This is a genomic window from Telluria sp. LT2P80 (assembly GCF_059685955.1).
The window spans coordinates 1-25,842 of sequence record NZ_JCASIO010000004.1; the positions used below are offsets into that span (position 1 = coordinate 1).

Consider the following 25,842-nt stretch of genomic DNA (forward strand, 5'->3'; position numbering starts at 1 on the left):
GAAGGATATTAGCCCTCACCGTTTCTTCCCTGACAAAAGAGCTTTACAACCCGAAGGCCTTCTTCACTCACGCGGCATTGCTGGATCAGGCTTTCGCCCATTGTCCAAAATTCCCCACTGCTGCCTCCCGTAGGAGTCTGGACCGTGTCTCAGTTCCAGTGTGGCTGGTCGTCCTCTCAGACCAGCTACTGATCGTAGCCTTGGTGAGCCTTTACCTCACCAACTAGCTAATCAGATATCGGCCGCTCCAGGAGCACAAGGTCCGAAGATCCCCTGCTTTCATCCTTAGATCGTATGCGGTATTAGCGTAACTTTCGCTACGTTATCCCCCACTCTTGGGTACGTTCCGATATATTACTCACCCGTTCGCCACTCGCCGCCAGGTTGCCCCGCGCTGCCGTTCGACTTGCATGTGTAAAGCATGCCGCCAGCGTTCAATCTGAGCCAGGATCAAACTCTTCAGTTCAATCTCTGTTTGTTGGCATTTCTGCCACCCTACCTTGCGGCAGGGGTCGCTCACTCAAAATACTGACCGTTACTCATTGCTGAGCAACGTATTTCTTTTTTGTGAACATTTGATAATTTAAGTAATCAAAGACCGAAGTCTTTGGCACCTTCATCAAACGCCCACACTTATCGACTGTTAATTTTTAAAGAACTTTATTCGGTGCTTCATCTGCCGTTTGCTTCGAATCGTTTTGTTCGCTGCAGCAGAGGAATGAGATTATGCTCGACCTGCTGAGCTTCGTCAACAGCTTATTTTTCAGTTGTGTGACAAATTTGACGCCATGTCTACACGAAACTGCTTCGCTACTCCCGCAGCGTGACGGTGGTGTAGTTCGGGTCAGCTTTGATCTTCTCTTGTGTAAAGGGAAGGCGTGGCCAGCTCTTGCGCGAATACAGCAGCGTCTGGTCGGCATACCACGGCGACGTGGGATCGACTGACTGCCCATACGTCAGCATCGCCTGCGCCACAGGCCCCTGCTCGTCGAACGTCACGGTCTGCAAATAGCTCTGACCCCAGTGCGCGCCGACATAGCCTTGTGCCGTCAAGCCACTGCGCATCGTCAGGGACCCATACGTACCTTCCTGATTCCCATTGCCGCCGTGCAGTGGAATACGCACGCCATTGCGTGGTTCGACCTGATAGTCGCCCAGGCGGCCATCAAGTGGCACGCCGAGCCATTGCAGCTTGTCGGCCGCTGTCCTGAGCGCTACCAGCATGGCAGGCATGGCCGCCGGCGCCACGCCGGCCGGCGTATTGACCGGATCCGCCGGATCGAACGGCCGTGCCCATTTGTTCGGGATCGCTGTTGCCAGCGCCCAGAATTCGCGGAACAGCACGGCGCCCCGGCTATCGAGATCGGCGCGCCGGTCCCACGCTTGCAGCGTCGTGCAGGCTTGATGCATCAGCGTGCTGCTCGCGCTGCTGCAGGCCGTCAACAACTCGGGCAACACCAGCTCAGCCGCATAGACGCGGTTCGAGAACGCCAGCGCCTGCATGTCAGCGAGGGTCAACTTGTTGCGCTGGGCCAGCAGATCCTCGACCTGGCGAAACCCGATCCGCGTGCGCAGGCTTTGCTCGGCATTCACGCGTCCGTACAGCGGCGAATAGCCCAGCGGCGCCGGACCAGTCAGCAGCGCCTTCGGATTGGTCAGCCAGTAACTGTCATTCGAATTGCCAACGTAATCGGTGCGCATCATCCACGGCGCCGTGGCCGGTGCGTAAATGCCGGCCGGCGCGCCCACATCCTGCCCCCAGCCGCAGCTGCTCTTTGATCCGTCGAACAGCAGCGCCGCCTGCAGCAACAGGCAACCGTTGACGAACTTGTCCGCATTCATGTGCGGCACGACACTGGCGTCCGCATACAGCGTATTGCCGTCACGGTCGGCCGCCACCGTGTTCACCCATGGCAATCCCACCACGTTGTCGAGCGAATCCTTCAGCGTGCGCACACTGGTGGCGGTGCCAATGCCCAGCCATTGCTCGAGCATCCGGGTATTGCTGCGATTCGGGTCTGCCAGCACATAAGCAGCCTGAGCGGTCCACGTCAGGCCCGCAGCCGGCCGGCTGATGACGGCACCCTGGTGGCTGAAATAAAAGGTTTTGGTACGCCGGCCGATCAGGCCATCGGGCAGCAGCGCCTCGACCGTCACCGTTTTCGACGTCATCGTGCGCCGCGCACCGTCATAGAGATACGTGGTGCCAGTGGCGTCGCCGGGATCCAGCGCCAGCCGGAACGTGGTGAAGTGATTGGCGAACGTAACCGTGTGACTCCAGGCGACGTCACGGTTGAAGCCGATGACGACGGCTGGCACGCCGCCGATGATCACACCCATCGCGTCGTAACGCCCCGGCACGGTCAGGTGGGCCTGATAGAAGCGGTCGGTCGTGGTCCACGGATAGTGCGGGTTGCCAAGCAATAGCCCGCGCCCATTGGCGGACAAGTCCTTGCCCACCGCCAGCGCATTGCTGCCGAAGCCTTGCCGGTTGAGCAGATCGAGCTGCGCGACCAGCGACGACGCGTCGATCTTTCGCGGCGCCAGTTTGGCCAGCGTCACAGGTACGCCGGGAACCCGGCCAGCCGCAACGAAGTCTCGGGCAAAGGCCTGGCCCGATGCGTGCAGTGCCTTCTCCGCCACCACCAGCATCATGTCGTCGAGTGAAATCGGGCGCACCCATTTCGTGTTGGCACAGGCCGCCGGCAGCTTGCTTCCCGCATCCTTCAGGTACCGGTTATAGCCTTCGACATAGCCTTCAAGCAGGTCGCGTGGCTCACGGGTGCCGCTGGCATACCCCGCGCGCAATTGCTCGATGTCGAGGTAACCCTTGAAGAAGAAGTCGCTGTCCTCGTTGTTCAGGTCCATGAACCCGCTGCCGCCGCCATACTCGTCCCCGGTACGCTGGCGTGGCCGTGCGTCGCCGCCAAAGAACAGCGAGCGCTCACCGCGCACGGTCAGCACCGCATCGGCGAACATACAGACATTGTCCTGGGCATAGGCATACGCCAGGCCATAGCCGAGGCTGCGGAAGTCGTCGGCCCGGACATGTGGCACGCCATGCGTGGTGCGGGCGACGTCCACGTTGATGCGGGCGGCGGTGGCTGGGGGCGGCGGCTGAACGGCGGGGTCGTCATCATGATCCCGACCACAGGCGCCCAGCGCCAGCACGAGTGACATTGCAAGGAGGCGACGGGGCGCAGCAGGATGACGACGTTGCATGAGAGACGCTTTCTGCGGCAGGCGCCGCGCGATCGAACCATGACGAAGTAAAACTAATGCAATACTTTAATCCTAAAATAGTGCCGATGTGCTATTTCTCTCGCATGGACGCGGCATCAACGCGACAAAGCGGCACGCCAAAGCAAAAAAGCCCACCAGACACCTGGTGGGCTTTCTCTATATAACTAGCCTGACGATAAACTACTTTCACACTGGTTGCAGCACTATCATCGTCGCAAAATCGTTTCACGGTCCTGTTCGGGATGGGAAGGGGTGGGACCGATTTGCTATGGTCATCAGGCATAACTTGCTGGAAAACTGTTCCTCTACTGGGCAACAGGCTTCCTGAATTCCGGCTCGCATTCTAACAAGCAATTTCCAATACCGCCAGTTTTATCGCACACCCCATCAAAAACGCGGCAACGGCTGCACCGCACCAGCCTGCAAGCCGGCCTGGCGCATCGCCACCTGCACGGCCTCGATGCGCGCGGCCATCGACGGATGCGACGCCAGGTAATGCACCACGGCCGGCGTTGCCCCCTCCTCGCGCTGCAAAGTGGCAAACAATTCGGTGGCGCCGCCAGCATGCCCGTAGCGACATTGCAGGATAGCCAGTGCCTTTGCATCCGCAGCGGCTTCGCGGCCCCGCGAATACCCCGACTCACCCAGATGCTGCGCTGGGGCCAGCACGCCTGCCGTCCCGCTGCCGTCACCCGTGAGCACGGTGGCAGCAGCAATCAGCACCACGCGCCGGCCGACTGCGCGCAGGTGATCGCGGTTGGCCATGTGCGACAGCTCATGGGCCAGCACGAACGCCATGCCGTTTTCGGACTGCACACTGTCGAACAGCGCCGAGAACACCACCACCACGCCGCCTGGCGCGACCATCGCATTGGGCGTGTCCGAGCGGTTCACCCGCACCGTGACCGGCCCGCTGACGCCGGCGCATTGGCGCATGCCATCAACCAGGCCCTGGGCCCAGGCTTCGCGCGAGCGCATCGCCGGCTCGCTCGCGGGCGGCGTCCATGCCACCATCTGCGTCAACTGTGCCTCGGTCTCCGGTCCCATCCGGTCCACCACCACATCGACCAGCCAGCCCAGCACCAGATAGCCCACCACCACCGCCGCCGACAGCCCGGCCAGAATCAACAGGAAATCCTTGAGCGGATGGCCAGGCGTGACGTTGTCGTTGTGTTCGGGCAGCGAAGCCTGGTATTTCATGGTGCGGCGCTCTGTTCTGCGTAATAGATGGCGGTGCCGTAGGCCAGGACCTCGACACCATTGATCTGCCGCTGGTTGCCCGTCAGCGGCATCGTTTCAAGGCGCACGTTGACGATCTCATGGGCGCCCGGACAGCTTTCCTTCAGCCGCAGCACCGCTTCACGCTTGGCGCGATCGAGCAGCGTTTCATACGACTGCACCGGCCCGCCCACCAGCGAGCGCAGCGCCGACGCCGCCTTCTTGAAGTGGTCGACTGCCACCACCACGCTACCCGTGACCAGTTCAGTGCGCGCCACCGGCCCAGACCCAAGCAGGGTTTTCAGCGACGTGGCCGGCAAGTGCAGCCACGTTTTTTCCCTGGCGATGATGGAGCGGTAATGCCTGGCTTCGGCCATGCGTCCGAAGACGTAGCCCAACCCGATCGGCACCGACCAGAAGACAATCAGGAAAATTAAGTCCATCAGCCCACCGTCACTGCAGTGCCGTAGACATAGATCTCGGCGGCGCCGGCTGCCACCGACGAGGTCGAGAAGCGCACATTGACGACGGCGTTCGCTCCCATCTGCGTGGCTTGCGCCTGCATGCGCTCGGTGGCCTGCGCGCGCGATTCTTCCAGCAACTCGGTGTAGCCCTTGAGCTCGCCACCAACCATGTTCTTCAGCCCCGCCATGATGTCGCGGCCCACGTGCTTGGAGCGCACCGAGCTACCGGAGACAACACCGTGGCACGCCGTGATGGTCTTGCCCGGAACGGTTTCGATATTGGTCATGAACATGGAAGGCACTTTCTGAATAAGGGGTCGCCGATTGTAGGCGCCAATCTTTATTAGAAGCAATGCCGAATGCATAGTCACGCGATTGACTGCAGCATCACAGTAAAATACCGCCTTCAAACCCCCTCAGCCTGCCGCCACCATGTCGATCCTGCTTACCACCCTGAACGCCCGCTACACGCACGCCTCGCTCGGACTGCGCTACCTGCTGGCCAATATGGGGCCACTGCAGGACCAGACCCGCATCCAGGAATTCGTCACCGGCGCCAAGACCGCCGATCTCGTCGAGCGCATCCTGGCGCATGCGCCGCGCATCGTCGGCTTTGGCGTGTATATCTGGAACGTCGAAGAAACCACGCGCCTGGTGGCAATGCTCAAGCGCGTTGCGCCTGCCGTCAAGATCATCCTGGGTGGCCCGGAAGTCTCGCACGAGACCGGCGAGCAGGAAATCGTCGGACTGGCCGACTATGTCATTACCGGTTGGGGCGACGTCACGTTCCCCAAGCTGTGCGGCGAGATCCTCAACGGCCCGAAGCCTTTGATGAAGATCCACGCCGGCGTGCAGCCGCCAATGGACGCGATCGTCCTGCCCTATGCGCTGTACAACGACGACGACATCGCCAACCGCACCCTGTACGTGGAAGCCTCGCGCGGCTGCCCGTTCAAGTGCGAGTTCTGCCTGTCCTCGCTCGACAAGACAGCCTGGCCATTCCCGCTCGACGCGTTCCTGGCCGAGATGGAAGCGATGTACGTACGCGGCGCGCGCCTTTTCAAATTCGTCGACCGGACGTTCAACCTGAACGTCAAGACGAGCCTGCGCATCATGGATTTCTTCCTCGATAAAATCGCGCAGTATCCGGACGACCCGATCTACGCCCACTTCGAGCTGGTCCCCGACCACCTGCCCGATGCACTGAAGGACACCATCGCCAAGTTCCCGGCCGGCGCGCTGCAGTTCGAGATCGGCATCCAGAGCTTCAATCCCGAGGTGCAGGCGCTCGTGAGCCGCCGCCAGAACAACGAGAAGGCGGCCGAGAACATTCGCTGGCTCACGCAGCATGCCACCGCCCACCTGCACGTCGACCTGATTGCCGGCCTGCCCGGCGAAGACGTGGCCAGCTTCGCGCGCGGCTTCGATCAACTGGTGGGCCTGGGCGCCGAGGAAATCCAGTTCGGCATCCTCAAGCGCCTGCGCGGTACGCCGATCATCCGCCACACCGAAGCCTTCGGCATGGTCTACGACCCGTACCCGCCGTACACCGTGCTGGCGACGGACAAGATCGACTTTGCGACCATGCAGCGCCTGGTGCGCTTTGCGCGCTACTGGGATCTGGTGGCCAACTCGGGACGCTTTGCCAACACCACGCCGGTGCTGCTGGGCGAGGCGCCGTTCGACAACTTCATGGCGTTCTCGGACTGGATCTACACGCGCACCGATGCGACGCACCGCATCGCGCTCGATCGCCTGGCCAAGCTGGTGGCCGAGTACTTACAGCTGCGCGGCATGGCGGCGCATGAAGCGGCCAGCCTGCTCGCCAGCGACTACGCCGGCAAGGTCGACGCGCCGGCGCGCACGCCGCAACCAGTGGCAGATGCAGCACGCGCGGTGGCCCCGTCGCGACAGGCGCGCCACCTCGCGGCCTGATCGCGAAACCAACAATGTGGCAGCGGGCGCGATTCTCTTTTACACTGCCGCAATGCAGATTGAAAATGCGCCAACATTAACCATTCAACAGGCCGGCCAGGGGGCGGGCCAATCTGTCGTCGCCAGCGGGGTCTGGCAAGTCCACGGCCTGTCGCAGCACGGTGTATTGAAGGGCATCACGCGCCAGCTCGCGAGCCTCAAGGATAAATCAGCCTGCACCTGGGACCTCTCAAACGTCGACAGCCTCGATCACATCGGCGCCCAGATGTTCTGGAATACCTGGAACAAACAGCGCCCGCCACGTCTCACGCTCGACCCGCGCCAGGAAGACCTGTTCAAGCGCATCGAAGCAGCCAGCAAGATCACGCTGCCGCGCCAGCGCGTCAGTCCCTTCGACTGGCTGATCAGGCTTGGCGCCGGCATGCTTGATTTCTTTGCGCACCTGCGCAGCTTCATTGGCCTGATCGGCATCGTGATCCAGGACCTGTGGCGCTTCGTGCGCCGCCCGGCCACCGGCCCGTGGCGCGAAATCTCGGCCAATATCTATCACTCCGGTTTCCAGGCGCTGGGCATCACGGCGATCGTGGGCTTTTTGATCGGGATCGTCCTGTCGTACCTGTCATCACAGCAGCTGCGCATGTTCGGCGGCGACGCCTATCTGGTCAACATTCTCGGCATGGCGGTGATCCGCGAACTGGGCCCGCTGCTGGCCGCAATCCTGGTCGCCGGCCGCTCCGGCTCGTCGATTACGGCGCAACTGGGCGTCATGCGCGTGACCGAGGAACTCGATGCGATGCTGGTGATGGGCGTCTCGCACGGCTACCGCCTGATCCTGCCGAAGGTGATCGCGCTGGCGATCTCGATGCCGCTGCTGGTGGTCTGGACCGATGCGATGGCCCTGCTGGGCGGCATGGTGTCGGCAAAAATCGAAATGGGCATGTCCTTCCGCTACTTCCTGCAAAAGCTGCCCGATGCAGTGCCGTTCGTGAACTACACCATTGGCTTGCTCAAGGGCGCGACCTTCGGCGTGCTGATCGCGCTGATCGCGTGCCACTTTGGCCTGCGCATCAAGGCCAATACCGAAAGCCTGGGCCGCGGCACCACGACCTCGGTCGTCACCGCGATCACGGTGGTGATCCTGGCCGACGCGGTCTACGCAATCATCTTCAGCAACACGGGATTCTGATGGCCGACACCCAACCACAATCCCCCCAGCGCCTGAACCTGCGGCCCGACGAAGACGTCGGCAAACCCGTCGTCGAGATCCGCAACCTGTGGACCCGGTTCGGCCGCACCGTCGTGCACCAGGACCTGAACCTCGAGATCTACGATGGCGAGATCCTGTCGATCGTCGGCGGATCGGGCACCGGCAAGACCGTGCTGCTGCGCCAGATGCTGGGCCTGGAGCGCCCGTCACAGGGCAGCGTGCACGTATTCGGCGAAGACATCAGCGCGGCCAAGCCCGAGCAGCTGCAACGCATGCGCAACCATTGGGGTATGCTGTTCCAGCAGGGCGCGCTGTATTCGGCGCTGAACGTGTTCGACAATATCGCCCTGCCCATGCGCGAGCTGCATGCGCTGCCCGAAGACGTGATCCGCGACGCGGTGCTGCTCAAGATGGACATGGTGGGCCTGGGGCCGGAGCACGCGGCCAAGATGCCGGCCGACCTGTCCGGCGGCATGGTCAAGCGCGCAGCGCTGGCCCGGGCACTGGCGCTCGAACCGCAGCTGCTGTTTCTCGACGAACCGACCGCAGGCCTGGACCCCGACCTGTCGGACGCCTTCGTCACGCTGATCCAGACGCTGCACCGCGAACTGAAACTCACGGTGGTGATGGTCACGCACGACCTGGACACGCTGTTCGCGCTGTCCTCGCGCATCGCGGTGCTGGCCGAAAAACACGTGCTGGCGGTGGGACCGTCGTGCGACGTGCTCAAGGTCGAGCACCCGTTCATCAAACACTTTTTCCTGGGCCCGCGCGGCCAGCGGGCACTGGAAGTGCTCGACGAGCGCCGGGCCCAGAACGAATCGGAGACACACTAGTATGGAAAACAGGTCACATGCGCTGATGACCGGCATCTTCACGATCGCTCTCCTGGTAGCGACGGTGCTGATCGGCCTCTGGTTCAACCGCGACAAGACCGAGCTGGTGCCGTACGAGATCGTCACCACCCAGTCGATTCCCGGCCTGAATCCGCAAGCGACGGTGCGCTATCGCGGCCTGGAAATCGGCCGCGTCGACACGATCATCTTCGATCCGCGCGTCACCGGCCAGATCCTGATTCGCCTGTCGGTCGATGAGGCCTCGCCCATCACCAGCACCACCTACGCCTCGCTGGGCTACCAGGGCGTGACGGGCATCGCGTTCATCCAGCTTAACGACGAGCGCACCGGGTCGCCGCGCCTGAAGACAGGCTCGGACGCGATCGCCCGCATCCCGCTGCGTCCGGGCCTGCTCGATCAGCTCGAGGACCGCGGCCTGGCCATCCTCGTCAAGGCCGAACAGATCACGACCAGCCTCGACGAGCTGCTCAGCCCGGAAAACCGCGCCACGATGCTCGGTGCGTTCGAGAGCGTGGACCGCGCCGCCGACGCCTACGCAGCGATCCCGCAGCGGCTCGACCCGGTGCTCGACCGCTTGCCGTCACTGATCACCAAGGTCGACCGCAGCATGGACTCGATCGACACGCTGGCCACCAGCGCCACCTCGATGACGCGCAACTACGACAACCTGGCCACGCGGCTGCAAGCGCCGGACGGCCCGATCGAACGCCTGAACAGCACCATCGGCGCGCTCGGCGCAGCCACCAGCGAGCTGGAACTGGAAACGCTGCCGCACGTAGTGCAGATGACCGACGAAGCACGCGCCTCGCTGCGCGCCGTGCGCCGTACCGCGAACTCGTTCTCCGACCGCCCGCAAAGCATCCTGTTCGGCACACCGGGCGACGCGCCCGGGCCGGGCGAGCCAGGCTTCGCGCCCCCGACCAAATGAGGACCCCCGTGAATCTCCGCCCCTACCGCCTCGCCGTTGCCGTTACCGTTGCTGGCGCCGCGCTGCTGGCCGGCTGCGCCAGCAACAAGGGCGCGCCCAATACCATCTATGACTTCGGCGCGCCGTCGGCCCAGGTGTCCACGCCCGTGCAACCGGCGTCGCTGCCCCCGATCGTGGTGATGGACGCCACCGGCGGCGCTGTCCTCGACAACGAGCGCATGGTCTACCGGCTGAATTACGCCGACCCATTGCAGGCCCGTACCTACGCCGGCAGCCGCTGGAGCGGCACGCCGCTCGACCTGGTCACGCGGCGCCTGAAGGTGCGCCTGGCGCAGGCCGGTGTCACGGTGCTGTCGGCCACCGACGCGGCCAACCGCGTGCCAATCCTGCGCATCGAAGTCGACGACTTCGTGCACGCGTTTTCCAGCACCAGCGCAAGCGAAGGGCAGATCCTGCTGCGCGCGTCGGTCCTCGCCGACCATCGCCTGGTGGCCCAGAAAAGCTTCGCGCACAATGCCCCTGCCCCGAGCCAGGACGCCGCCGGCGGCGTAGCCGCGCTGGCCGCCGGCACCGACCGGATCGCGCTCGATCTCAAGAACTGGCTGTCGACCCTCGACCTGCAGGGCAAATGAGCGACGGGGCCATCTCCGCCGAAGTCGCGGCCGGCCGCTCGCGCGGTTCGCCGATCGTGCGCGCCGCGCTGATGGCGTATCTGCTGCTGATCATCTATGCCAGCTGGTTTCCGTTCACCGGCTGGCGCGATACGGGCGTGGCGCCGCTGGCGTTTCTGAACCTGGTCAAGCAGCGCTACTTCACGGGCTTCGACGTCGGCGTCAATATCGCCGGCTACATCCCGTTCGGAATGCTGCTGGTACTGTCGTTCTATCCCCGCGTACGGGGCATCTGGGCGGTGCTGCTGGCCGCCCTGATCGGCATCTTCACCACGGGCGTCATGGAAACGGTGCAGAACTTTTTGCCCAGCCGCGTGCCGTCGAACCTCGATTTCGTCACCAATGCGGGCGGCGCGCTGCTCGGCGCCGTGCTGGGCGCCTTGTGGGCACCTGGCCTGCTCGATCGCAGCCGCCTGTTCAAGCTGCGCCAGCGCTGGTTCGCGCCGCATGCGAGCCAGGGCCTGGTGCTCGTGGCCATGTGGCCGCTGGCGCAGATCTACCCGCAAAGCTACCTGTTCGGCCACGGCCAGGTGCTGCCGATCGTCTCCGGCTGGCTGTCGTCGTGGTTCGATGCCGAGATCGACCTGGTGGCGATGCTACGCCCCGGCGTGACGATGAGCGTCGAGCAGTACTGGCTGTCCGAGACCATCATCACCGCCTGCGGCATGACCGGCGCCGCGCTCACGCTGATGTGCCTCGTGCGGCGCGGCGCCCCGCGCTTCTGGCTGATGATTGCCCTGCTGGCTGCCGCGCTGGTGCTCAAGGCATTTGCCAGTTCGCTGCTGTTCCGGCCCGATAATGCGTTCGTCTGGGTCACGCCGGGCGCCGAAGGGGGCTTTTTGATCGGCATGATCATGCTCTCGGGCCTGGTCTTCGCGCCACAGGTGGCGCAGCGGCGCCTGGCGGTGGTGACGCTGGTGCTGGCGCTGGTGGTCGTCAACACGATCCCGGTGAACCCGTATTTCTCGTCGACGCTGCAAGGCTGGGTGCAGGGCAAATTCCTGAACTTCAATGGCGCGGCGTGGTTCCTGTCACTGAGCTGGCCCTTCTTCGCGCTCTGGTTCCTGGTGCTGCCGTCACATAAACTCAATCGCCAGTAAGATAATACTTCTGCCTTTTTCGACGAGAACGCCATGACCGACCAACCGTTTTACCAGCACCACGTCTTTTTCTGCATGAACGAGCGCGAAGGCAAGGATGCGCGCCAGAGCTGCGGCAAGTGCGGCTCTGAAAAAGCCCAGAAACACGCCAAGAAGCGCATCAAGGAACTGGGCCTGAGCGGCGAAGGCAAGGTCCGCATCAACCAGGCCGGTTGCCTCGACCGCTGCGAAGAAGGCCCCGTGCTCGTGGTGTACCCGGAAGGCGTCTGGTACACCTATGTCGATAACGAAGATATCGACGACATCATCGATACCCACCTGGTCGGCGGCAAGGTCGTCGACCGTCTCAAGATCTGACCATGAACATCCACTCGCAAAAATTCTATCTGGACGGCGACGCCGGCAAGATGCAATGCCTGCTTGACCTGCCCGATGCCGCTCCGCGCGGCATCGCGCTGGTCGCGCACCCGCACCCGCTGTACGGCGGCACCATGGAAAACAAGGTCGCGCAGACGCTGGCGCGCACCTTCGTCACACTGGGCTACGCCGTGGCGCGCTTCAATTTCCGCGGTGTCGGTGAATCCGAAGGCGTGTACGACGACGGCAAGGGCGAAGTGGACGACATGGCCATCATGTACGAGCACATGCGTGCGCGCTACCCCGACCTGCCGGTAACGCTGGCCGGTTTTTCGTTCGGCACCTTCGTGCAGGCGCAGTTCGCGCTGCGCCTGGAAGCCGAAGGTCGCGCGCCCGAGCGCCTGGTGCTGGTGGGCACCGCGGCCGGCAAATGGCCGATGCCGCCCGTGCCGCAAGACACGATCCTGATCCACGGCGAGCAGGACGACACGATCACGATGCAGCAGGTATTCGACTGGGCGCGCCCGCTCGATATCCCGGTAATCATCATTCCGGGCGCCGACCACTTCTTCCATCGCAGGCTCGGCCATATTAAAAATCTGGTCGTTCAACTGTGGCGCCGTGACATTTAACGGTCACAGTCCCCTATAATCATTCCCTTCTCTTGAGGCAGTGCCCCCGGGCATTGCCTTGCGCTCTACCACCGCTCCACCTTTTACAATGACGAACGTTTCCATGAAAAAACTGTTAGCGGCCTTCGCCGCCAGCCTGGTAATGATCTCGGCCAGTGCGCAAACCGTACCGGCTCCATCCATCGCAGCCAAGTCGTGGTTGCTGCTCGACACCACGAGCGGCCAGGTCATCGCGTCGCAAGACCAGAACATGCGCATCGAACCGGCATCGCTGGCCAAGATCATGACCGCGTATGTCGCGTTTTCGGCGATCCGCGACAAGCGCCTGTCGATGAACCAGATGGTCAATGTGTCCGAGCGTGCCTGGAAAGTCGACAGCAGCAGCTCGAAGATGTTCATCGACCCGCGCGTGCCGGTCTCGATCAGCGACCTGCTGCATGGCCTGATGATCCAGTCGGGCAATGACGCCGCCGTCGCGATCGCCGAAGCCGTCGCCGGCGACGAAGCCACCTTCGTCACGCTGATGAACCGCGAAGCGCAGCGCCTGGGCCTGAAAAGCACACGGTTTGCCAATCCACATGGCCTGCCGGACGCGAACAACTACTCGACCGCCGCCGACCTGGCCAACCTGGCCTCGCACGTGATTCGCGACTTCCCCGAGTTCTACAAGATCGACTCGATCAAGCAGTTCACGTACAACAAGATCACGCAGCAGAACCGCAACCGCCTGCTGTGGCTCGATCCGACCGTCGACGGCATGAAGACCGGCCACACCGATTCGTCGGGCTACAGCATGATCTCGTCGGCGCGCCGGCCGAATGGCAGCACGGGCGAACGTCGCCTGGTCGCCGTCGTACTGGGCACCAGCTCGACCGAGGTGCGCACGCAAGAAAGCCAGAAGCTGCTGAACTGGGGCTTCCAGAACTTCGACACCGTCAAGCTGTATTCCAAAGGCCAGGCGATCCAGACCCCGCAGATCTGGAAGGGTTCACAGCCAACCGTGAAGATCGGCTTCACGCGCGATATCCTGGTGACCGTGCCGAAGGGCGTCGCAGGTAAACTCAAGCCGGTGCTGGAGCGCCGCGATCCGCTGGTCGCGCCGCTGGCGCGCAATGGCGCGGTCGGCACGCTCAAGATGACGGTCGACGGCAAGCCGCTGCTGGTGCTGCCGGTGGTCGCGCTGGAAGAAGTTCAGGAAGCGAGCATCTTTGGCCGCGCCTGGGATTCGATGCGTCTCTGGATGCAGTAATCCGGTCATCAGTGCCTGACAAGCCCGCCCACGCATCTGCGCCGGCGGGCTTTTTTCATGGGAGCCCGGCAAGGGGTTGGCGGTGGCAGGGCTATAATCGTGTAATCCTGTCATGACGAAAGAAACACGATGTCGCCTGCCCTTCCTGCCGATCTGCGCTGCCCCCGCACCCTCACGCGCGAAGGCGGCCCGACGCTTTCGCGCATCGTCGCCGGCATGTGGCGCATGACCGAATGGGCGATGCCGGTCGCGGCGCGCGTGGAGTTCATCGAACAATGCATCGCGCTGGGCGTGACCTCGTTCGACCATGCCGATATCTATGGCGACTACGGTGTCGAGATGCTGTTCGGCGAGGCGCTGCGCGCCCAGCCTTCGCTGCGCGCCCGCATCGAACTGGTGAGCAAGTGCGGCATCCGGCTCATGTCGGCCAAACATCCCGGCCACACGATCCAGCACTACGACACCGATGCGGCGCACATCATCGCGTCGGCCGAAGAATCGCTGCGCCGCCTGCACACCGATCACCTCGACCTGCTGCTGATCCATCGGCCCGACCCGCTGATGAACTTCGACGAGATTGCCGAAGCGTTTACGCGGTTGCAGGCAGCCGGCAAGGTGCGGCACGTGGGCGTGTCGAATTTCACGCGCCACCAGTTCGAGTCGCTCAATCGCCGCGTGGCGCTGAGCACCAACCAGGTCGAGTTCTCGCCGCTCGTGACCACGCCACTGTTCGACGAAACCTTCGACGGCCTGCAAGACCTGGGCATCGCGCCGATGGTCTGGTCGCCGCTCGGTGGCGGGCGCCTGTTCGACCCGGCCAACGAGCGCGCCGCCGTGCTGCGCCAGACGATCCAGACTATTGCCGAGCGTTTGAACCAGCCGTTTGCCAGCGTGGTGTTCGCGTGGATCATGCGCCTGCCAAGCCGCCCGATTCCTCTGACCGGCACCGGCCGCATCGCGGCGATTGCCGACGCGGTGGCCGGCACCACGATTGAACTTACGCGCGAGGACTGGTTCCAGATCCTGCGCGCCGCGCGCGGCCACGAGGTCGCCTGATGCTCGAGGCCCACGTCAAGATCGTCGAAGGCAAGGCGCTGACGGCACCGCAAAAGAAGGATCTGCTGAACCGGCTGGCGCGGATCGAGGGCCAGCTGCGCGGCGTGCAGAAACTGATCGCGCTGGCCGACACGCCACTGGACTGCGACGCGGTGGCGCAGCAGATGGCGGCAGCGCGCAAGGCGCTCGACCGGTCGTTCGTGCAGTTGCTGACAGCGTCGATCGTGACCCAGACCAGCGGCGCGGCCGACCTGCCCGAGGCCCGCGAACGGGCCGCACACCTGGCGGCGATGCTCGACAAGTTCGCCTGAACGAAAAAACGGCCCTTGTCAGGGCCGCCGCTTCACTCTTCGTCGTAGACTTTCGGCTGCGCCACCCCGCGCCAGCCCATCTTCCAGCCGATATTGAGCAGCAAGGTCAGGCTGATGTACACCAGGAAGAACAGCACGAAGAAGCGCGTCTGCAGCACGGCCAGCAAGGCCGCGCAGACGGCGACGATGATGATCATCAGCTTGCCGCTCGGGTGCTTGGAGCTGGGGAAGCGGATGGTCGAGACCATCAGCGCGCCAACCACCACCATCAGGCCCGCCACCATGAACGCCTGGGCCATCTGGGTGACCGGGTCGGGCCAGGCCACGACCACGGCCGACACGCAGGCCGCGCCGGCGGTGATCGGCATGCCGACGAAGTAGCGCGGGTCAGTGCGGCCCTGGCTGATATTGAAGCGCGCCAGGCGCAGCGCGCCGCAGGTGACGAACACGAAGCAGGCCAGGCCGCCCATGCGCACCAGCGTCGGATGCACGTCGGTCAGTTGCGTGAAGCCGTAGCAGTACAGCAGCAGGCCCGGGGCACAGCCAAAGTTCATCACGTCGGCGATCGAGTCGAGCTGCATGCCGAAGCTGGACTGGGTATTGGTAGCGCGCGCCACGAAGCCATCGAGCGCATCGAACACGCCGGCCAGCACCAGCAGGATGGCGGCCAGGCGGAAGTCGCCCGGGTCGCCCACGCGCGCATTGTCGACCGAGATCACGATACTGGCGAAGCCGCAGGCAATCGACAGCAACGTGACGGAACTCGGCAGGGCGAACTTGGCGCGTGCGAGGCGTTGTTGGTTAATAGGCTTCAATGGACGACTCGACAAGATAAATGATGGCTTATTCTACAGCCTGCAAAACAAGGTGGTTGCGCGTTGACGTCACCACCCGCCATGACGTCAAAATTTGCCCTAGAATATCGAATTGAGCCCGTATTGACAGGAGTTGTAAAATGAGCTATGCGCTCCGTTGGCAGCTGATCATCCCAGCCTTGGCGGCCGCCCTGGGCCTGGCTGGCTGCGGCAGCAGCGATAGCGACAGCCTGTCCGGCCAGGTCACTGGCGGCACCGCCGTCAATCCCGATTCGTCCGTGGCCCCCAACCCCACCGGTGCCACAGCGCCCACGCAAACTGGCAATATCGCCGTCGACGGGCGCAACTGGATCAACTACCGCCGCAGCCAGATCAAGGTGCCACAGGTACCCGAGAACGCGCAGATCAACAACGCCGCGCTCGGGCATGCCGAGTACCTGCGCGTCAATAACCTCATGAGCCACGACCAGGTCGCCGGGCGCCAGGGCTTTACCGGCGCCGACCTGGGCGCGCGCCTGAACGCGGCCGGCTACACGTTGCGCGCCGATCGTGGCTATGCCTACGGCGAAGTCATCGCGGGCAGCCGCAACGGCTCCGGCTTCTACATGGCCGAAGAACTGATCACCGCGATCTACCACCGCTTCGTGATCTTCGAGCTGATGTTCCGCGAGATCGGCACCGGCGCAGCCATCGCCAGCAGCGGCTACCGCTACTTCACGGCCGATTTCGCCAGCCGCGACGGCTACGGCCCCGGCATCGCACGCGGCACGCTCGTTACCTGGCCGTTCAATGGCCAGACCCAGGTCGTGCCGAACTTCTTCAGCAATACCGAGCAGCCCGACCCGGTCCCCGACGCCAACGAAGTGGGCTATCCGATCAGCGTGCACACCAACCTCGATACCAACGTCACGGTCACCAGCTTCAGCGTACGCCCGCGCGGCGGCAGCGACCTGACCGTGCTGCGCATCGCGCCGCTGTCCGACAACAAGCCTGCTGCCGCCATCATCCCGCTGCAGCCGCTGCGCGAGGCCACCGTCTACGACGTCAGCTTCGCTGGCACGGTCAATGGTGCGGCCGTCACGCGCACCTGGTCGTTCACTACACGGTGACGGGCGCCCCAAGCGGCCACGCCGCAGCTGTCATCGACCTGGACACCGCCCTGGACCGGGTCATGGGCGACCGTGCGATGTTCCTGCGCCTGCTGGCGCGCTTTGCCGGCGACTACCGCGACCTGATCGCACGCCTGCAAGCGGCCATCGATGCCGGCGACGCCGTGCTGGCGCAGCGCATCGCCCACACGCTCAAGGGCGCGGCCGGCATGATGGAGGCACTCCCGCTGCGCTACCTGGCGCTCGACGTCGAACTGGCGCTCAAGAAGGACGGCGCGGCGCCGGCTGCGCTGATCGACGCGCTGGACGTTGCGCTGACACGGGTGCTGATGGAAGTGGATGCGCTGCTGGTGGCGCCGGATGCTGCGGCTTTGCCGGTGGTGTCGTCAACCGCATTGCCCGCGCTGCCGGTCGATGCGCGCGACCTGACGCGGCTGCGCGCGATGCTCGACATCGGCGATGGCCGCGCGCCCGAGCTGGTGGCGCTGCTGCGGCCACGCCTCTTGGTCACGCTGGGCGCCGACCGCATGGCGGCGCTGGAGAAGTCCATCGAGCGTTTCGATTTCGAGCATGCGTTGCTGCTGCTGGCGCAGGCAGGCGCCGCAGCGGCGCCCGATCTCAACGCGTAAATTCGGCTTCTTCGTCGAAGGCGTCGGCGCAGGGCTTGCCACAGAACCGCCGCACGCTGTCGAGCGGCTTTTCGCAATACCAGCACGAGCCCTTGGCGGGCAGGTTGGCGCGGGTGGGCGCGGCGCTCACGGCAGCGGCAACCGAGACGGGCGGCGCCTGAAGCGGCCTGCCACCGGTCGGAAAACTTTCATAAGTCGTTTCCAAGATCCACCCCCTGATACGGCAACCTGAAGTCAGAGAAAGATTACTTCAGTGGAACTCCATGCCCATGAGAAAGCGCAAGCGTGAGCCCAACTGGCGAACCCATCACTGCGGTTCTTTGCGTATCAGTGTGCTCCCAATGCAATGTGGGTGCAATCCCTGACCTGCCATGCCGATGCAATTTGACGTAACTGCAACATGCGGATCGGGTTGCGTTACTTCGCCGGTTCGAGCGTGACGACAAGGCCCGTGCGGGTGGTCTGGATGCGCGTCGGAACGAACTGCACGCCGGCATAACGCAAGTCGCTCTGGTCGAACGCATACACCGGCATGTCGCGCGCGACAGTGTCGATCAGCGTATTGGCCACGCGCGCCAGCCGGCGCTCGGCCTCGGGATTGCCAAGCTGCAGGCGGTCGACGCGCGGCTCGGCCATCATGACGGCGGCGCGCCCCGGATCGATGTACAGGCGGCCCGAGAACGCAACGTTGCCAGCCCAGGCGCGCGCAAACGGCGGCGCGACCGACGCATCGACGGCGAGCGCAACCCGGTCCTGATCCGGCACCAGTGACAGTTGCGGACGCGTGAGCTGGACGTCAAAAATGTCGAGCAGGCGTTCGTTGATCGGGAAGCGCTTGTCGAGGCTGGATTGCAGCTTGTGCAGCGGCAGCTCGACCTGGCGCGGGCCGAGGACGCTGGCGCAGGATGAGAGTAAGCAGGCGCCAACGAATGCGGCAGTCAGGCGCAGCGCCGTGCGGCGCGCGGGATGAAGCTTGGAAGAGGTAATGTGCTGGTCCATGTTCCAAGCCTAGCATGCCGGGCCGCGGCGCACGCGACGCTTACTTTCCGATACAGAATCGCCCGAAAATCACCCCCAGCAAATCATCCGGCGTGAACTGCCCGGTGATGCTGGAAAGCTGATCCTGCGCCAGCCGCAGCTCTTCGGCAAACAAGTCCAGCGACTGGTCATCCTGCATTGCATGCTGGCGCGCCAGTTCCAGGTGCTCGCTTGCTGCCCGCAGCGCAATCAGGTGCCGCTCGCGCGCCAGAAACAGCGACTCGCCCGTCTGCTGCCAGCCGGCGATGCGCAGCAGTTCGGCGCGCAGCAGGTCGATGCCAAGCTTTTCGTGCGCCGACAGATACAAGTGCACGGCGTCCGTACTTTCATCCTTCGATGGCTTGTGGCCCGACAGGTCGATCTTGTTCCAGATGCGCACCACCGGCACATTGGCCGGGAAAGCGGCGACGATGGCTTCATCGGCCGCACTCGGGCCCAGGTTCGCGTCGAGCAGGTGCAGGATCACGTCGGCCTTGCCCACTTCGCCCCAGGTGCGCTCGATGCCGATGCGCTCGACCACGTCGATCTCGTCGCTGATCGCGCGGATGCCGGCGGTGTCGATGATGTTCAGCGGGATGCCCTCGATCTGGATCGTCTCGCTGACCTTGTCGCGCGTGGTGCCGGCAATCGGCGTGACGATCGCAACGTCGGCCCCGGCCAGTGCATTCAGCAGCGAGGACTTGCCCACGTTCGGCTGCCCGACCAGCACGACATTCAACCCTTCGCGCAGCAGCGCGCCTTGCGCCGCCTGGCGGAATACGTGTTCCAGCGCCGTGATGATGCCGGCGAGCTGGCCGCGCGCGTTCGACTTTTCGAGGAAGTCGATTTCCTCTTCCGGGAAGTCGAGCGTGGCCTCGACCAGCATGCGCAGATTGGTCGTCTGATCCACCAGCGTGTGCACCACCTGCGAAAACGCGCCCGACAGCGACTGCGACGCCGACTTGGCGGCAGCTTCAGTGGAAGCGTCGATCAGGTCGGCCACCGCCTCGGCCTGGGCCAGGTCGAGCTTGTCGTTCAGGAACGCGCGGCGCGTGAATTCGCCCGGTTCGGCCAGGCGCAGATCCATGCTGCTGCCCGCTTCGAGCACGCGTCCCAGCAGCATCTGCAGCACGATCGGGCCGCCGTGACCCTGCAGCTCCAGCACGTCTTCGCCGGTGTACGAATGCGGCCCCGGGAAGTACAGGGCCAGGCCTTCGTCGATGATGTCGCCGTTGGCAGCCTTGAACGGGATGTAGGTTGCGTGGCGCGGTGCGAGTGTCACGCCGGGGAACAGCGCGGCGATCAGCGCGCCCAGTTCCTTGCCGGAGGCGCGCACGACGCCGATGCCGCCGCGGCCAGGGGCAGTGGCGATGGCGGCGATGGGTGAGGTATCGAGTTTCATGGGGCGATTGTAAGGGATGCGCGCGGCCGGGCCTATCGGCGGACCGCGAAAAACAAAAAAGCCCGCGCACAAGGCGCGGGCTTTTCTCGATGACGCTGACAGCTTACTTCGCGGCGGCCGTCTCGAACTTGCGCGTGATGACCCACTGCTGCGCGATCGACAGGATGTTGTTGACCACCCAGTACAGCACGAGGCCGGACGGGAAGAAGAAGAACACCACAGAGAACGCGATTGGCATGAACAGCATCATCTTTGCCTGCACCGGATCGGTCGGCTGCGGATTGAGCTTGGTCGTGATGAACATCGACACTGCGTAGATCACCGGCAGGATGTAGAACGGGTCAGGCTGCGTCAGATCCTGGATCCAGCCGATCCATGGCGCGCCGCGCATCTCGACCGACGCCTGCAGCACCCAGTACAGCGCGAAGAACACCGGCATCTGCACCAGGATCGGCAGGCAGCCGCCCAGTGGATTGATCTTCTCGGTCTTGTACAGCTCCATCGTGGCTTGCTGCATCTTGACCGGATCGCTCTTGAAGCGTTCGCGGATTGCCTGCATTTTTGGCGTGACCACACGCATCTTGGCCATGCTGCGATAACCTGCCGCCGACAGCGGGAAGAACGCCAGCTTGATCAGGATGGTCAGCGCGACGATGGTCCAGCCCCAGTTGCCCAGCATTGCGTGCAGCTGCGTCATGACCCAGAAGATCGGCTTGGCGATCACGGTCAGCATGCCGTAGTCCTTCACCAGCTCGAGGCCCGGGGTAATGGTTTCCAGCGTCTGCTCGTCCTGCGGACCCGAATACAGGCGCGAATCAACCGACACGGTCGCGCCAGGCGCCACGGTGCCCATCGACTGCACGGTACCGATCGCATACAGGTTGGTGGCGATCTTCTTGGTGAAGATGTCGCGCGGGGTGCGGTCAGCCGGGATGAAGGCCGAGACAAAGAAGTGCTGCGAAATCGCGACCCAGCCGTTGTCGGCCTTCAGCGAGTGATCCGCACTGCCCTTTTCGATCTGCTCGAAGGTCAGCTTCTGGTACTTGTCGGCGCTCGTGTACATGGTCGGACCGGTGTAGCTTGGCATGAACCACGAATCGGTGGCCGGCTTGGTGCCGTCATGCTGCAGCTGCAGGTACAGCGATGGCTGGACCGGCGCGGTGCCGATATTGGTTACGTCGTGACGCACGCCGATCAGGTAGTCGCCCTTGCGGAACGTCAGCGTCTTGGTCAGGCGCACGCCAGCCTGCTCCGCATCCATCACGACCTGCACCTGGCCATTCGCGCCCAGCGTACGCACGCCAGGACGCACGGTGAACGGCGTGGTGTGGTTCGGCAGCACGCCGGTGGCGGTGGTGCCGATCAGGCCAGTCTGGCCCAGATACACGTTCGGACCGTTCACGCTGAACAGGACCTGGTTCTTGGTCTTGTCGAAGTGATCGCGGTACTTCAGCATCTCGAGGCGCTTGATCACGCCGCCGACCGGGTCGATGTCGACCTTGACGACGTCGGTGGTGACGGTGACGAGCGGGCTCGCCACGGCCGCCACTGGCGCGCCGCCAGGAACAGCAGCTGCACCTGGCGTGGCCGGCACACCGGGCACGGCATTGCTGCCCGCTTGCGGTGCAGCCGGCACATCGGATGGCTTTTGCTGGGCAACCTGCGCCGGACGCGCCGGTGCGAACATCGACTGTTTGCCGTTAGCCACCATCCAATTGTTCCAGAGAACAATCAGGGAAATGGCGAACACGATCCACAGGACAGTACGTTTATTGAATTCCATTGGAGTCTTCAGGAGTGGTTGCAACCGCAAGCGGCTGAATGGGATTCCTTGGTGCCTGCAGGCGGCACCGGGTCGAGGCCGCCCGCATGCCACGGATGGCAGCGGCCCACGCGGCGCGCGGCCAGCCATGAGCCGCGTGCAGTGCCGTGGACGCGCAACGCTTCGATCGCATAATTGGAACAACTGGGATAGAAACGGCAGCGCGGCCCGAGCATCGGCGAGATCAGCAGTTGATAACCGCGCAAAATCCCGACAAACAGCGAGACGAGCAGCGCTTTCATGCCGCGTCCACCGGCGCCGGGCGCCGCAGCTGCGACGCGAACAGGCGCGTCAGTTCCACCTTCAACGCGGCCTTTAGGGCCCGGTTCGTGGCCGGGCCATCCTTGCCATTGACCGGCCGCGACAAGCGGACGATGCAATCGACAGGCGGCAGGCCGGTGGTGCGGAACAGTTCGCGCGTGATGCGCTTGATCGTGTTGCGCGTGACCGCGCGCGGCGCAAAGCGCTTGGCCGCAACGACGCCCAGCCGCGCATGCGGCAGTGCGTTCGGTCGCGTATAGAGCACGAAATGCGCCGTTTTTTGCGCTGGCCGCAAACGAAAAACGGATGAAAATTCATCCGTTTTAACGATGCGCCGAACGCGCGCGAAGTCGTGCGAACCTTCGCCTGTCATCACTGACCGCAACGTGCGGTGTGTGACTTAGACAGCCAGACGCTTGCGGCCTTTGGCGCGGCGAGCGTTCAGGACTTGACGGCCACCACGGGTAGCCATACGTGCGCGGAAGCCGTGCGTGCGCTTGCGACGGACGACGGAAGGTTGGTAAGTACGTTTCATGGTGGTCTCGCTTAAAGCAAAATAAGATGCAAAATCGGGTCTGACTTGAGTCAGATTCGGCGCCGATGACAATTTCGCAGATTAAGCTCGCGTCATGCCACAGGTCTCTCTTCGCCCGACTACCAGCCGCTGAAATTATCAGCCTGACACGGTGCACGGACGGGGAACCCTGAATTAGACTCTAATTCGCGCATCAGTGTCAAGGTTGATGTTGTTTCGCAGGCCGCCTCCACCGCCCTTCCCGACCCGCCTGCCGGGCACCCCGACAGGCCGTTTCGGTGGAAAATATGTGTAGCGCCTGTGGATAACTTTGTCCGGTGCGGGTAAAATAGCGTGTTACGTATCAACAAGCGAAGTAATGGAAAATTTTTGGCAGACCTGTTCCGCGCAGCTAGAGCTCGAGCTCACGCCACAGCAATATAGCGCGTGGATCAAACCGCTGGTCGCCCTCGACTACGAAGACGGCAAGCTGCGCGTGGCCGCACCGAATCGCTTCAAGCTCGACTGGGTCAAGACACAGTTTGCCACCCGCATCACGGAGTTGGCAGCCCAGTACTGGGAAGCGCCGGTCGAGGTGCAGTTTGTGCTCGACCCCAAAACGCACCCATCGCGCAATACGGTTAGCGCCGGTGCGTCCGGCTCCACCGCGACCGTCGACTTCAACGCCCCGCGCCCGGCGCCCGGCGCTGAACACCCGAGTCCGAATAGCGGCAACGGTCCGAGTCACAACCAGAACCTGAACATCGCCAACTCGCCGAAACGCGAGCAAAGCCGCATCAACACCGAGCTGACCTTCGACAGCTTCGTGACCGGTAAGGCCAACCAGCTGGCGCGCGCCGCCGCAATCCAGGTGGCGAACAACCCGGGCGTGTCGTACAACCCGCTGTTCTTCTACGGCGGCGTGGGCCTGGGTAAGACTCACCTGATCCATGCGATCGGCAACCAGGTCATGGCCGACCAGCCGAACGCGCGCATCCGCTACATCCACGCCGAGCAGTACGTGCGCGACGTCGTCACCGCCTATCAACGCAAGGGCTTCGACGATTTCAAGCACTACTATCACTCGCTCGACATGCTCTTGATCGATGATATTCAGTTCTTCGGCGGCAAAAGCCGCACGCAGGAAGAATTCTTCTATGCATTCGAGGCGCTGATCGCCGCGAAGAAACAGATCATCATCACGTCGGATACCTATCCGAAAGAGATCACGGGCATGGACGACCGCCTGATCTCGCGTTTCGATTCCGGCCTGACGGTGGCGATCGAGCCGCCGGAGCTGGAAATGCGCGTCGCGATTCTGCTCAAGAAAGCGCAGTCCGAAGACGTGACGCTGTCGGACGACGTCGCCTTCTTCGTGGCAAAACACCTGCGCTCGAACGTGCGCGAACTCGAAGGCGCATTGCGCAAGATCCTGGCGTACTCGCGCTTCCACGGCAAGGACATCACGATCGACGTCGTCAAAGAAGCGCTGAAGGATCTGCTGTCGGTGCAGAACCGCCAGATCTCGGTGGAAAACATCCAGAAGACGGTGGCTGACTTCTTCAACATCAAGGTCGCTGACATGTACTCGAAGCGCCGGCCGGCCAACATCGCCCGCCCGCGCCAGATCGCCATGTACCTGGCCAAAGAGCTTACGCAAAAGAGCTTGCCGGAAATCGGCGAACTGTTCGGCGGACGCGACCACACGACCGTGTTGCACGCCGTGCGCAAGATCGCGGGCGACCGCCAGAAGAATCCCGAATGCAATCACGAGTTGCACGTGCTGGAACAGACCCTGAAAGGGTAATCCTGCAGCAGCCGGGCAGATGCCTTGTGTTTGCCGCAGGCAATGGCACAATATCGTTTTAGTAATAATTAACCAATCAAACGTACTGAGGATAAAATGCAACTGGTCAAATCCACCCGAGATACGCTTCTCCGGCCACTGCAGATCGTGAGTGGTATTGTCGAGCGTCGGCACACTATGCCGATTCTGGCCAATATCCTCATTCGCAAAGATGGCCAGAACGTGTCGTTCCTGTCGACCGACACCGAAGTACAGATCACCACGCACGCCAATATCGGCGCGGGCGACGAAGTTGCCGGCACGACGGTTGCGGCGCGCAAACTGCTCGACATCCTGCGCGCGCTGCCGGAATCGGGCGACGTCACGATGACGCTGCAAAACAAGCGCCTGGCCGTGCAGAGCGGCAAGTCGCGCTTCGCGCTGCAGACGCTTGCGGCCGAAGAGTTCCCGACTGTGTCGATCGCCGACACCTACAACGCATCGGTCACGCTGCCGCAAAAGACGCTCAAGCACCTGTTCAACATGGTGTACTTCTCGATGGCGCAGCAGGACATCCGTTATTACCTGAACGGCCTGCTGCTGGTGCTCGACGGCAGCAACATCATTGCCGTGGCGACCGACGGTCACCGCCTGGCCTTCTGCTCGGTGGAAACCGAACAGCAGTTCGAGCGCCAGGAAGTGATCATCCCGCGCAAGACCATCATCGAACTGCAGCGCCTGCTGGAAGAAAGCGATGAAACCGTCCGCCTCGACATCGCCGCGTCGCAAGTCAAACTGACCTTCGCCGACATCGAGCTGGTCTCGAAACTGGTTGAGGGCAAGTTCCCTGACTACACGCGCGTGATCCCGAAGGGTTACAAGAACGACTTCACGATCAGCCGCGATGAGTTGCTGCGCTCGCTGCAGCGCGCCGCGATCATGACCAGCGACAAGTTCAAGGGCGTGCGCTGCATCATCGAGCCGGGCGTCATGAAGATCAGCTCGACTAATGCCGACCAGGAAGAAGCGGTCGAAGAACTCGAGATCGACTACGGTGGCGATTCGATCGACATCGGCTTCAACGTGACTTACCTGCTCGACGTGCTCAACAACCTGAAGTGCGACCAGGTCAATATCGCCCTGGGCGACTCGAACTCGTCGGCGCTGATTTCGATTCCCGAGGTCGGCGACTTCAAGTATGTCGTCATGCCGATGCGTATTTGATGCCTCGAACGGGCCGCTCCGGCGGCCCGGATGCA

The 25,842-nt window shown here is 63.2% G+C and carries 27 protein-coding genes and 2 rRNA genes; 15 read left to right on the forward strand and 14 right to left on the reverse strand.

Annotation, left to right across the window (positions count from 1 at the left end):
* The 6 genes from AC56LW_RS11765 to AC56LW_RS11790 all read right to left on the reverse strand — a co-directional run.
* Positions 1-466, reverse strand: a 16S ribosomal RNA gene (locus tag AC56LW_RS11765); the annotation flags it as partial.
* 344 nt (positions 467-810) lie between these two features.
* A complete protein-coding gene (locus AC56LW_RS11770; RefSeq protein WP_499634463.1) occupies positions 811-3,222 on the reverse strand; it encodes a penicillin acylase family protein in 2,412 nt (803 codons plus the stop codon).
* Between the two features lie 188 nt (positions 3,223-3,410).
* Positions 3,411-3,523, reverse strand: a 5S ribosomal RNA gene (gene rrf / locus AC56LW_RS11775).
* Positions 3,524-3,630: 107 nt separating this feature from the next.
* Complete coding sequence (locus AC56LW_RS11780; RefSeq protein ID WP_499634465.1) at positions 3,631-4,443, reverse strand: M48 family metallopeptidase; 813 nt, start codon at positions 4,441-4,443, stop codon at positions 3,631-3,633.
* A complete protein-coding gene (locus AC56LW_RS11785) occupies positions 4,440-4,904 on the reverse strand; it encodes a YbjQ family protein (protein WP_332531369.1) in 465 nt (154 codons plus the stop codon). Before AC56LW_RS11785 ends, AC56LW_RS11780 begins: the two co-directional genes overlap by 4 nt.
* Positions 4,904-5,218 (reverse strand): YbjQ family protein, encoded by a 315-nt coding sequence (locus AC56LW_RS11790; protein ID WP_183555251.1) that lies wholly within the window; start codon positions 5,216-5,218, stop codon positions 4,904-4,906. The genes AC56LW_RS11785 and AC56LW_RS11790 overlap by 1 nt, the downstream gene beginning before the upstream one ends.
* A gap of 139 nt (positions 5,219-5,357) precedes the next feature.
* Here AC56LW_RS11790 and AC56LW_RS11795 point away from each other — a divergent pair, with 139 nt between their 5' ends.
* The 11 genes from AC56LW_RS11795 to AC56LW_RS11845 all read left to right on the forward strand — a co-directional run bounded on the left by AC56LW_RS11795 (position 5,358) and on the right by AC56LW_RS11845 (position 15,228).
* Positions 5,358-6,860 carry a B12-binding domain-containing radical SAM protein gene (locus AC56LW_RS11795; protein WP_499634468.1) on the forward strand — a complete coding sequence of 501 codons (1,503 nt, stop codon included), beginning with the start codon at positions 5,358-5,360 and terminating at the stop codon, positions 6,858-6,860.
* A gap of 52 nt (positions 6,861-6,912) precedes the next feature.
* Positions 6,913-8,046, forward strand: coding sequence for an MlaE family ABC transporter permease (locus tag AC56LW_RS11800; RefSeq protein ID WP_499634470.1), 1,134 nt, complete (start codon positions 6,913-6,915; stop codon positions 8,044-8,046).
* Complete coding sequence (locus AC56LW_RS11805; RefSeq protein WP_499634473.1) at positions 8,046-8,903, forward strand: ABC transporter ATP-binding protein; 858 nt, start codon at positions 8,046-8,048, stop codon at positions 8,901-8,903. Before AC56LW_RS11800 ends, AC56LW_RS11805 begins: the two co-directional genes overlap by 1 nt.
* A 1-nt stretch (position 8,904) precedes the next feature.
* Entirely contained in the window at positions 8,905-9,852 is a 948-nt protein-coding gene (locus AC56LW_RS11810) for an MlaD family protein (RefSeq protein WP_332531365.1), read from the forward strand.
* A gap of 8 nt (positions 9,853-9,860) precedes the next feature.
* Complete coding sequence (locus tag AC56LW_RS11815) at positions 9,861-10,484, forward strand: ABC-type transport auxiliary lipoprotein family protein (RefSeq protein WP_332531364.1); 624 nt, start codon at positions 9,861-9,863, stop codon at positions 10,482-10,484.
* Entirely contained in the window at positions 10,481-11,623 is a 1,143-nt protein-coding gene (locus AC56LW_RS11820) for a VanZ family protein (protein WP_499634476.1), read from the forward strand. Before AC56LW_RS11815 ends, AC56LW_RS11820 begins: the two co-directional genes overlap by 4 nt.
* A 33-nt stretch (positions 11,624-11,656) precedes the next feature.
* Positions 11,657-11,980 carry a (2Fe-2S) ferredoxin domain-containing protein gene (locus AC56LW_RS11825; protein ID WP_183555244.1) on the forward strand — a complete coding sequence of 108 codons (324 nt, stop codon included), beginning with the start codon at positions 11,657-11,659 and terminating at the stop codon, positions 11,978-11,980.
* A 2-nt stretch (positions 11,981-11,982) separates the two neighbouring features.
* Positions 11,983-12,612 carry an alpha/beta hydrolase gene (locus AC56LW_RS11830; RefSeq protein WP_332531362.1) on the forward strand — a complete coding sequence of 210 codons (630 nt, stop codon included), beginning with the start codon at positions 11,983-11,985 and terminating at the stop codon, positions 12,610-12,612.
* A gap of 103 nt (positions 12,613-12,715) precedes the next feature.
* Positions 12,716-13,861, forward strand: coding sequence for a D-alanyl-D-alanine carboxypeptidase family protein (locus tag AC56LW_RS11835; RefSeq protein WP_183555242.1), 1,146 nt, complete (start codon positions 12,716-12,718; stop codon positions 13,859-13,861).
* A gap of 129 nt (positions 13,862-13,990) precedes the next feature.
* A complete protein-coding gene (locus AC56LW_RS11840; protein WP_499634480.1) occupies positions 13,991-14,917 on the forward strand; it encodes an aldo/keto reductase in 927 nt (308 codons plus the stop codon).
* Positions 14,917-15,228, forward strand: a complete 312-nt coding sequence (locus tag AC56LW_RS11845; protein WP_183555322.1) for a metal-sensitive transcriptional regulator — start codon at positions 14,917-14,919, stop codon at positions 15,226-15,228. The genes AC56LW_RS11840 and AC56LW_RS11845 overlap by 1 nt, the downstream gene beginning before the upstream one ends.
* A 32-nt stretch (positions 15,229-15,260) precedes the next feature.
* Here the strand turns inward: AC56LW_RS11845 and pssA are convergent, their stop codons facing one another.
* A complete protein-coding gene (pssA, locus tag AC56LW_RS11850; protein WP_499634482.1) occupies positions 15,261-16,043 on the reverse strand; it encodes a CDP-diacylglycerol--serine O-phosphatidyltransferase in 783 nt (260 codons plus the stop codon).
* Between the two features lie 140 nt (positions 16,044-16,183).
* Between pssA and AC56LW_RS11855 the strand changes: the two genes are divergently transcribed.
* Together AC56LW_RS11855 and AC56LW_RS11860 are read left to right on the forward strand one after the other, a co-directional pair.
* Positions 16,184-17,152 carry a CAP domain-containing protein gene (locus AC56LW_RS11855; RefSeq protein ID WP_499634485.1) on the forward strand — a complete coding sequence of 323 codons (969 nt, stop codon included), beginning with the start codon at positions 16,184-16,186 and terminating at the stop codon, positions 17,150-17,152.
* Entirely contained in the window at positions 17,149-17,781 is a 633-nt protein-coding gene (locus tag AC56LW_RS11860) for an Hpt domain-containing protein (protein WP_499634488.1), read from the forward strand. The genes AC56LW_RS11855 and AC56LW_RS11860 overlap by 4 nt, the downstream gene beginning before the upstream one ends.
* Here the strand turns inward: AC56LW_RS11860 and AC56LW_RS11865 are convergent.
* The 7 genes from AC56LW_RS11865 to rpmH form a co-directional block, all read right to left on the reverse strand.
* Positions 17,771-17,986: a hypothetical protein gene (locus AC56LW_RS11865; RefSeq protein ID WP_499634491.1), complete on the reverse strand. Its 216-nt coding sequence runs from the start codon at positions 17,984-17,986 to the stop codon at positions 17,771-17,773. The genes AC56LW_RS11860 and AC56LW_RS11865 overlap by 11 nt on opposite strands.
* 212 nt (positions 17,987-18,198) lie before the next feature.
* Positions 18,199-18,780, reverse strand: coding sequence for a DUF1439 domain-containing protein (locus AC56LW_RS11870; protein ID WP_499634494.1), 582 nt, complete (start codon positions 18,778-18,780; stop codon positions 18,199-18,201).
* A gap of 40 nt (positions 18,781-18,820) precedes the next feature.
* Positions 18,821-20,200, reverse strand: a complete 1,380-nt coding sequence (gene mnmE, locus AC56LW_RS11875) for a tRNA uridine-5-carboxymethylaminomethyl(34) synthesis GTPase MnmE (RefSeq protein ID WP_499634496.1) — start codon at positions 20,198-20,200, stop codon at positions 18,821-18,823.
* 103 nt (positions 20,201-20,303) lie between these two features.
* Positions 20,304-21,983, reverse strand: a complete 1,680-nt coding sequence (gene yidC, locus AC56LW_RS11880; RefSeq protein ID WP_499634497.1) for a membrane protein insertase YidC — start codon at positions 21,981-21,983, stop codon at positions 20,304-20,306.
* A gap of 8 nt (positions 21,984-21,991) precedes the next feature.
* Complete coding sequence (gene yidD, locus AC56LW_RS11885) at positions 21,992-22,264, reverse strand: membrane protein insertion efficiency factor YidD (RefSeq protein WP_499634500.1); 273 nt, start codon at positions 22,262-22,264, stop codon at positions 21,992-21,994.
* Positions 22,261-22,656: a ribonuclease P protein component gene (gene rnpA / locus AC56LW_RS11890; RefSeq protein ID WP_258838052.1), complete on the reverse strand. Its 396-nt coding sequence runs from the start codon at positions 22,654-22,656 to the stop codon at positions 22,261-22,263. The genes yidD and rnpA overlap by 4 nt, the downstream gene beginning before the upstream one ends.
* Before the next feature lie 27 nt (positions 22,657-22,683).
* Complete coding sequence (rpmH, locus tag AC56LW_RS11895) at positions 22,684-22,818, reverse strand: 50S ribosomal protein L34 (RefSeq protein WP_040378179.1); 135 nt, start codon at positions 22,816-22,818, stop codon at positions 22,684-22,686.
* 358 nt (positions 22,819-23,176) lie between these two features.
* Between rpmH and dnaA the strand changes: the two genes are divergently transcribed.
* Together dnaA and dnaN are read left to right on the forward strand one after the other, a co-directional pair.
* The gene (dnaA, locus tag AC56LW_RS11900) at positions 23,177-24,604 is read left to right on the forward strand and encodes a chromosomal replication initiator protein DnaA (protein ID WP_183555234.1); all 1,428 of its coding nucleotides are present in this window, start codon (positions 23,177-23,179) and stop codon (positions 24,602-24,604) included.
* 96 nt (positions 24,605-24,700) lie between these two features.
* On the forward strand, positions 24,701-25,807 hold the full coding sequence (dnaN, locus tag AC56LW_RS11905) for a DNA polymerase III subunit beta (RefSeq protein ID WP_183555233.1): 1,107 nt from the start codon (positions 24,701-24,703) through the stop codon (positions 25,805-25,807).
* Positions 25,808-25,842: the final 35 nt, after the last annotated feature.